Below are 6721 nucleotides of genomic sequence, written 5' to 3'. Positions count from 1 at the left end.
GAGCCGCTGGCGCCGGAGTGGTCGGTGTCGGATCAGTTGGCGTCGGATCAGCTGTTTTCACTTGCAATGACGCAGGACTGCTTTCCCCCGTTCCATTCTTCGCTACCAATCTGTACGTGTAGTTTGTGGACTCCGTTAACCCACTATCCGTATAGGTTAGTTCGCTTCCCGTGTACACCACTTTTCCATCTCTTTGCAATTCGTAACTTTGTGCGTCGGCTACTGCATTCCAACTGAGCGTAATACTCGTTGTTGTGGCAGTGCCTATTAGATTCGTCGGAGCCGCTGGCGCCGGAGTGGTCGGTGTCGGATCAGTTGGCGTCGGATCGGCTGTTTTTACTTGCAACAAGGCAGGACTGCTTTCTCCCGTTCCGTTCTTGGCTACCAATCTGTACGTGTGGGGCGTGGACTCCTTCAAGTCTTTATCCGTATAGGTCAGTTCGCTTCCCGTGTACACCACTTTTCCATCTCTTTGCAATTCGTAGCTTTGTGCATTGTCCACCGCATCCCAGCTGAGCATGATACTCGTTGCAGTAGCTATACCAGCCAGATTGGCCGGTGTTGCTGGCGCCGGATCGGCTGTTTTTACTTGCAACGAGGCGGGACTGCTTTCTCCCGTTCCATTCTTCGCTACCAATCTGTACCTGTAGGGCGTGGATGCCGTTAACCCTGTATCCGTATAGGTCAGGTCGCTTCCACTGTAGACTACTTTTTCATCTCTTTGCAATTCGTAACTTTGTGCGTAGCCTACCACATCCCAACTGAGCTTGATACTCGTTGTTGTGGCTGTACCAGTCAGATTCGCTGGGGTTGCTGGCGCTGGATCCGCTGTTTTTACTTGTACCGATGCGGGACTGCTTTCTCCGGTGCTGCTCTTGGCTATCAATGTGTATGTGTAGGTCTTTGCTGCCGCCAACCCTGTACTATCGATAAATTTGGATTCGCTTCCGCTGTAGATACTAACATCGTCACGCTTCAACTCATAAGTCGTAGCCCCAGCAACATTATCCCAATCCAGCGTGATAGACGAATTTGTAGCGGTGGTTGCGATGTTTGCCGGAGTTGGTAATACCGATTTATTCGTTTTGTCTATTATTTTAGCCTCATTGGTCTCCCCGTTACTATTCCGGGCAATAAGCGTGTACGTATAATCGGTAAATGGAGACAACCCTGTATCTGCAAAAGTAGAATCCGGTCCTTGGTAAATGATTGAATTATTCCGTTTGAGAACATAGGTTTCTGCATTTGCGATTTTATCCCAGATTAGTACCATTTTCTGATCTGTTTTTTCTGTGATCTGCAAGTTAAAGGGCGGAACAGCAAAACCTGCAGCAACTCCATTATTATTTCTCTTGGTAACATCATAAACAATTCCCGTAGTCAACGAATCCAGGTTCCATGCCCCAATTAAACCAGCTTCATCTCCACTGAGAGGTCGGTTTATATCAGACTGAATATCTTCAGCAGTCCGGGCATGGTTCCAGATACGCACTTCCGCTAACTTGCCCGCGAATTTATAGTTTGAGTTGTTCCCCCATCCGGATATGACGGCCATTGGAGTAACAGTTTTAGATTCAGTCTGTTGGGTGAGAAATAAACTAATGGATTGTTTCTCTCCGTTGATGTAAAGCTCATTTGTATCAGCCGTTGGAGCACCATTCGTGAAGACTGCTGCTACATGAACCCATTTGTTCTTCAATTCAGCAGAAGGAATTCCCAAGACACTTCCATCACCTTGATTAAATCCAAAGTATCCATTGGCAAAATAGAGATTAGAGACATACCAACCAAACGGCTTGACATAATTTTTCCCATTCCAATACATCCAGAACTCTACGGTAGTCTTGGCTCCCAGTGTGTTATTAACAGGAAGATTGATTATTTTGATTGTGTCATCTGACCCATCAGTAGTAATAAAGTTTACAGGTTCCACAGGAGTATACGTTTTAGTTGTTACCTCTGTAAAAGCAGGATCACCTGGGCTTTCTACGTTTACAGCCATCAATGAATAGCTGTACTTGGTAGACCCCGCTAGCCGATTATCTGTAAAGGTTGTATCTGATCCAGAGTAAACCGTTTTTCCGTCTCTCAGAAGCATATACGATGTCGCCCCCGGAACAGTGTCCCATGTAAGAGTAACACTGTTTGAGCCCGGAACTCCCGTAAAATGGGTTGGGACAGCCGGGGCTGGATTGTTATTTGTCTTGTCTGTTAATACAGATTTGCTCTGCCCATAGAGACTTTTTGTGTAAAGACTATACGTGTAGGTAGTTGTCGGTGTTAATCCCTTATCGACAAAAAATGAGTCTCCCCCTTCATATACAACAACTCCATCGCGTGTTAACACGTAAGTAACACCAGGAACAATATCATCCCAATCAAGGCTGATTTTCTGATCCGTCGAAAATTTAACAACAGGATTAATTAGAGATACAAATCCGGCACTGGTACCGTGATTTTGATGGGTAGACGAATCATATGCTGTTTCAGTTGAAACTTGATCCAACCGCCAGTCTCCTACCAATCCATTTTCTTGTCCAGTGAGCGTACGATTCATATCCGCTTGAATTTCCGTTGCGGTACGAGCATAATTCCAAATGCGGAATCCTGCCAACTTTCCCTCAAATTTATACTTTCCGCTTGGACCCCATCCTGAGATAAAAGCACTTGAAGTTGCTGATCTGACTGTATCGCCCGTACCCACAGGAGATAGTGTTTGTTTTTGTCCATCGATGTAAATCTCGCAGTTGTCTACGCTCGGGACTCCATTGGGGAAAACAGCAGCTACATGAACCCACTTGTTCTTCAAATCTGTAGAAGTTATTCCACCAATAATAGTTGCTCCGTTATTGAAACCGAAATAACCATTTAAGAAATAAAGATCATAGGTTGTGTTCCATCCAAACGGCATGGTGGCATTTTTTCCATTCCAATACATCCAAAATTCAACCGTGTTCTTCCCGTTTACATCACTGTTGATTGGAAGATTGTTCAGTCTGATCGTGTCGTCAACCCCATCAAATGACAAATTAGTTGTTTCAGGGTCAAGCACTCCATCTGCTGCACGTACCAAACTTGTTGGAATAAAAATAGGCAGTATGATCACCAAAAACATAATTAAGGCTAAAGAAGCGTTTGCTATTTTATTGCATTTCATATGTTCCTTCCCCTGTTCCGTCTAGCATTTTCTGCAAAAACAACTCGTCGTTTATCATAAAAATTGATGGTCGCTTGCAGTCAAGCATGTTTCAACCCCTCGACGTTTCAGTCCCCCGATGAGAGGGGATAGAAGGGGGAAACGGTCCCGCCGAAAAGAGAAGCATCATCGAATTGCCCTGATAGATTGAAACAATCTCACACAGAAATTCCCTTCTCTATTCCCGTTTTGTAAATGATAAATTTCAGATATTCCTTCTGAACGGAAAATTCGACAAAATAATCTCTTTATCATTATCGGATAAGAAATCTTTTATTTTAATGATGAAATTAGTGAAATTGGGATAAAGCTTTCTCACCGACTCCTCCGTGAATGAGTCAACCAGCTCTTTCATCGCTAGCTGTTCGTAATTCTTGTCTTCTACCAGTTGGTTACGAATGTATTCCTTAATTTCATATTTGCAAACTTGCCAAAGATCATCCATGAGCTATTCCCTTTTATGTATTGCTAGACTGCTCTTGTCCATACTTTTCCCACCTTTGCTAATTGGTGCAGTTGGCAGATCGGCTCTCATATACAAAAAAAAGAAGCCGGCTCGAAAGCCAACTTCTTTGGATGATCATTTCTTCTCTCGGTTTCATTTGAGTTCCCATTTGCTGTCCAGACTACCTTAATCTTCGAAGCAGTGATGTCTTTGGTTTTTATTTTATCCGGTCTGTTCGGACTGCTTTCTCCGACGCTCTCTTAGCTACCAACGTGTACGTGTAGGTCGTTGATGCCGTCAACCCTGTATCTGTAAAAGTAGAATCCGTCCCTTGGTAAATGATTGAATTCGTTTAAGTACATAGGTTTAGTCCCGTAGTCAACGAGTCTGGGTTCCATGCCCCAATCAACCAGCTTCATCTCCACTGAGAGATCAGTTCATACCAGACTGAATATCTCCAGCAGTCAGGGGATAATTCTAGATACGCACTTCCGCTAACTTACCCGCGAATTTATAGCTTGGTATGATGGATTCCAGTTTTTTTGTAAGCGCTCTTCAAATTGGTCATCAGTGAATGCCCTCCTCCGCTTATAGCATACAAAGTACTTCATGCCTTGGCCATTCGGCAAGAGGTATTTGTGTTTGCTTAGCCTCGGGCGGTGGGTTCCGATTGCTTCGCCTTGCTCATATATTCATCGTATCGGTCGTCCAGTTCCCGTGCCATACTGCGGTATTTGCGGGTCTCCTCGACAATGGGATCGATATCCGTTTGAATACGCACCTCATATTTAGGGCTGAGCCGTTCCCTTTTTTTGGCCTCATTCTCACGAATTTCGCCTTCTGTCAGCAATTCACTGAGCTCACGCTCCAAATCCTCGGATTGGCCCATCATCCTTCCTCCTTCAGCGATAAGCGATTTAGGTGTATTATAACCCGGTTGCATCTGCTTCTTTCAACACTTGAATAAGTTGGGAATGAATAGCTGTATTCGTAGCTGCAATATGCCGCACGCTCATATCATAAGGTCTGCCCAGCGTATCTGTGATCGTTCCACCCGCTTCTTGCACCAGCAAAGCGCCCGCTGCCACATCCCAGGCATTCAGACCGATTTCGCAATAGGCTGACAATCGCCCTGACGCCACATAAGCCAGATGAAGGGCTGCCGAGCCGAGCGCCCGAATCCCTCGTACCTGCGGCGTAAGGACCTGCGTAATTTTCATATTCAGCGGTTGTGCATACGTACGATCCGGTGGGAAGCCGATGCACACCAGACTATCTCCCAGTGTTTCCTCACTCGATGCCTGCATCCGATTGCCATGAACATAGGCACCTTTTCCTTTTTCCGCCACAAACATTTCATCACGGGACGGATCATAAATCACGCCAACAATCACCTCTCCACGGTGGGCCAAGGCAATGGACACACTGTAGAATGGCAGACTGTGTACAAAATTGGTGGTGCCGTCTACCGGATCAATAATCCATAAGTATTCCTCTTCCCGAGCAGCCTCCAATGCACGTGCGGAAGCTTCAGCTCCCGGCTCTACACCCTCTTCGCCCAAAATAGCATGATCGGGAAAATGGGTGAGAATCAGCCTGCGGATCATCTGCTCCGCACCTTTATCAACCTCGGTCACCAGATCCGCAGGAGATTGCTTGGTGTTCAATTGTTCAACCGTTCCCAGTCTGCTCTTAATCCATTCCCCGGCTTTGGATGCCGCGTTAATAGCCACGGCGGTATAGCTTTTTCCTGATACGATATAGGGAACCTTTTCGTTTTCATGTTCGTTCAACGTGTTCACTCTACTTTCTATATCATTGTTACATGCTTTGCGAAGCTGCCCTACAGCACAGTCTCAAAAGTGCAGCTTTGCTAGCTTACACATTCTAGTATACACAATCAGTTTCATAAAGTTTCTCTATCTGGGGGATTTATCCGCACAATTCTGTTCGCTAAAGCATAATTTCCACAGATGCTCCATTCAACACTTTAACCCCGTTCCCCTCCTGAAGGCGCAATTGATTCATCAACCCAAACAACGCTTCGTCCTTGCGTTTGGCCTCAAGCATGACGTCAATCCGATCCGTATATCCGGCAATATTGCGCAAAAAGGTAAGCAAGGGCTCGACCTCAACACCGTCCGCATGACTTCGGGGATCTTTTTCGCTTCTGGGGCTGGATGCATGGACCTTGGGCGGCAAGGGATGATCAGGAGAAGACCCAGCCTGGGCCCATTCCCCCTTCCAGGTAGTCAAAATGTCAGGCCATAGCTCCCACGGCTTCTCACCCTCGTTATTCACCCATTGATGATGAATGTCGAGAACCATCGGCAGTCCTGTCAGCTTGCACGCTTCCAGCGTTTCCACAGCATTGAAGGTCTTATCATCGTTTTCCAGTGTCAATCGTTTTTTTAAGGAAACCTCCAACGCATCGACCTGCTCTACAAAACGCTGCCCCGAGGTCACCTTATCTCCGTATGCCCCACCGATATGAATGTTGTTCTTGGCATCCGCGCCAAGCTCCATTGCCTCAAGCATGGCATTATGATACTTGAGGTCGTTAATCGAGCTTTGCAGCACTTCAGGACGAGGGGTACTCAGCACCGTAAAATGATCCGGGTGAAACGACACTCTCATTCCATTCGCCCTGACATAGTTCCCCACCTCTGCAAAATCAGCAGCAAGCGCCTGAAAGGGGTCCCAACCACACAAATCCGGATGGGTCGCCAGCGGAATCAGCTTGGACGAGAAACGATAGACCTGGACATCATTTGCCCGATTATGACGCAAAAGCCTCAAGGTATTATGAAGATTTTCGGTTGCAATCCGCTCCAGCTTGCGAATCGCGGCCTCCCGGTCTCCAATCTTGTTGAAGCTGGCCATCGTCATCGTTTTGGAGGGTGATGCATTTTGCACGGTAACCGACATAGCTACATAGCCGAATCTTACTATCATAGGGTGTCCTTCCTTTCAGCAGATCGCAATAGCTGCAAGACCGTTTTCAGTTTGTTACCCAAGCCTTTTTCTACTGATCATACCCGGAAAAGCACCTGCTGATTCGGTGACATTGCACATATTGC

At 46.3% G+C, this 6721-nt stretch carries 4 protein-coding genes; all 4 read right to left on the bottom strand.

What is annotated here, in order from left to right:
- A partial coding sequence (locus tag JO375_RS06600; RefSeq protein ID WP_322098702.1) for a LamG-like jellyroll fold domain-containing protein occupies positions 1–3157 on the bottom strand: 3157 nt, incomplete at its 3' end.
- 1130 nt (positions 3158–4287) lie between these two features.
- Positions 4288–4530: a hypothetical protein gene (locus JO375_RS06595; protein ID WP_229523696.1), complete on the bottom strand. Its 243-nt coding sequence runs from the start codon at positions 4528–4530 to the stop codon at positions 4288–4290.
- 37 nt (positions 4531–4567) lie between these two features.
- Positions 4568–5434, bottom strand: a complete 867-nt coding sequence (locus JO375_RS06590) for an inositol monophosphatase family protein (protein WP_229523695.1) — start codon at positions 5432–5434, stop codon at positions 4568–4570.
- Positions 5435–5594: 160 nt separating this feature from the next.
- Positions 5595–6596 carry a UV DNA damage repair endonuclease UvsE gene (gene uvsE, locus JO375_RS06585; RefSeq protein WP_229523694.1) on the bottom strand — a complete coding sequence of 334 codons (1002 nt, stop codon included), beginning with the start codon at positions 6594–6596 and terminating at the stop codon, positions 5595–5597.
- Positions 6597–6721 lie beyond the last annotated feature (125 nt).

The sequence above is a fragment of the Paenibacillus farraposensis genome (genome assembly GCF_020736845.1).
Lineage (GTDB): Bacteria > Bacillota > Bacilli > Paenibacillales > Paenibacillaceae > Paenibacillus > Paenibacillus farraposensis.
The sequence above is the reverse complement of the archived record's forward strand: the minus strand, read 5'-3'. Positions and strand labels throughout refer to the sequence as shown.

Bases quoted from the DNA above. Each gene is read 5' to 3' on its own strand.
- JO375_RS06595 (WP_229523696.1), bottom strand. From the start codon at position 4,530: ATGGGCCAATCCGAGGATTTGGAGCGTGAGCTCAGTGAATTGCTGACA.
- uvsE (WP_229523694.1), bottom strand. From the start codon at position 6,596: ATGATAGTAAGATTCGGCTATGTAGCTATGTCGGTTACCGTGCAAAAT.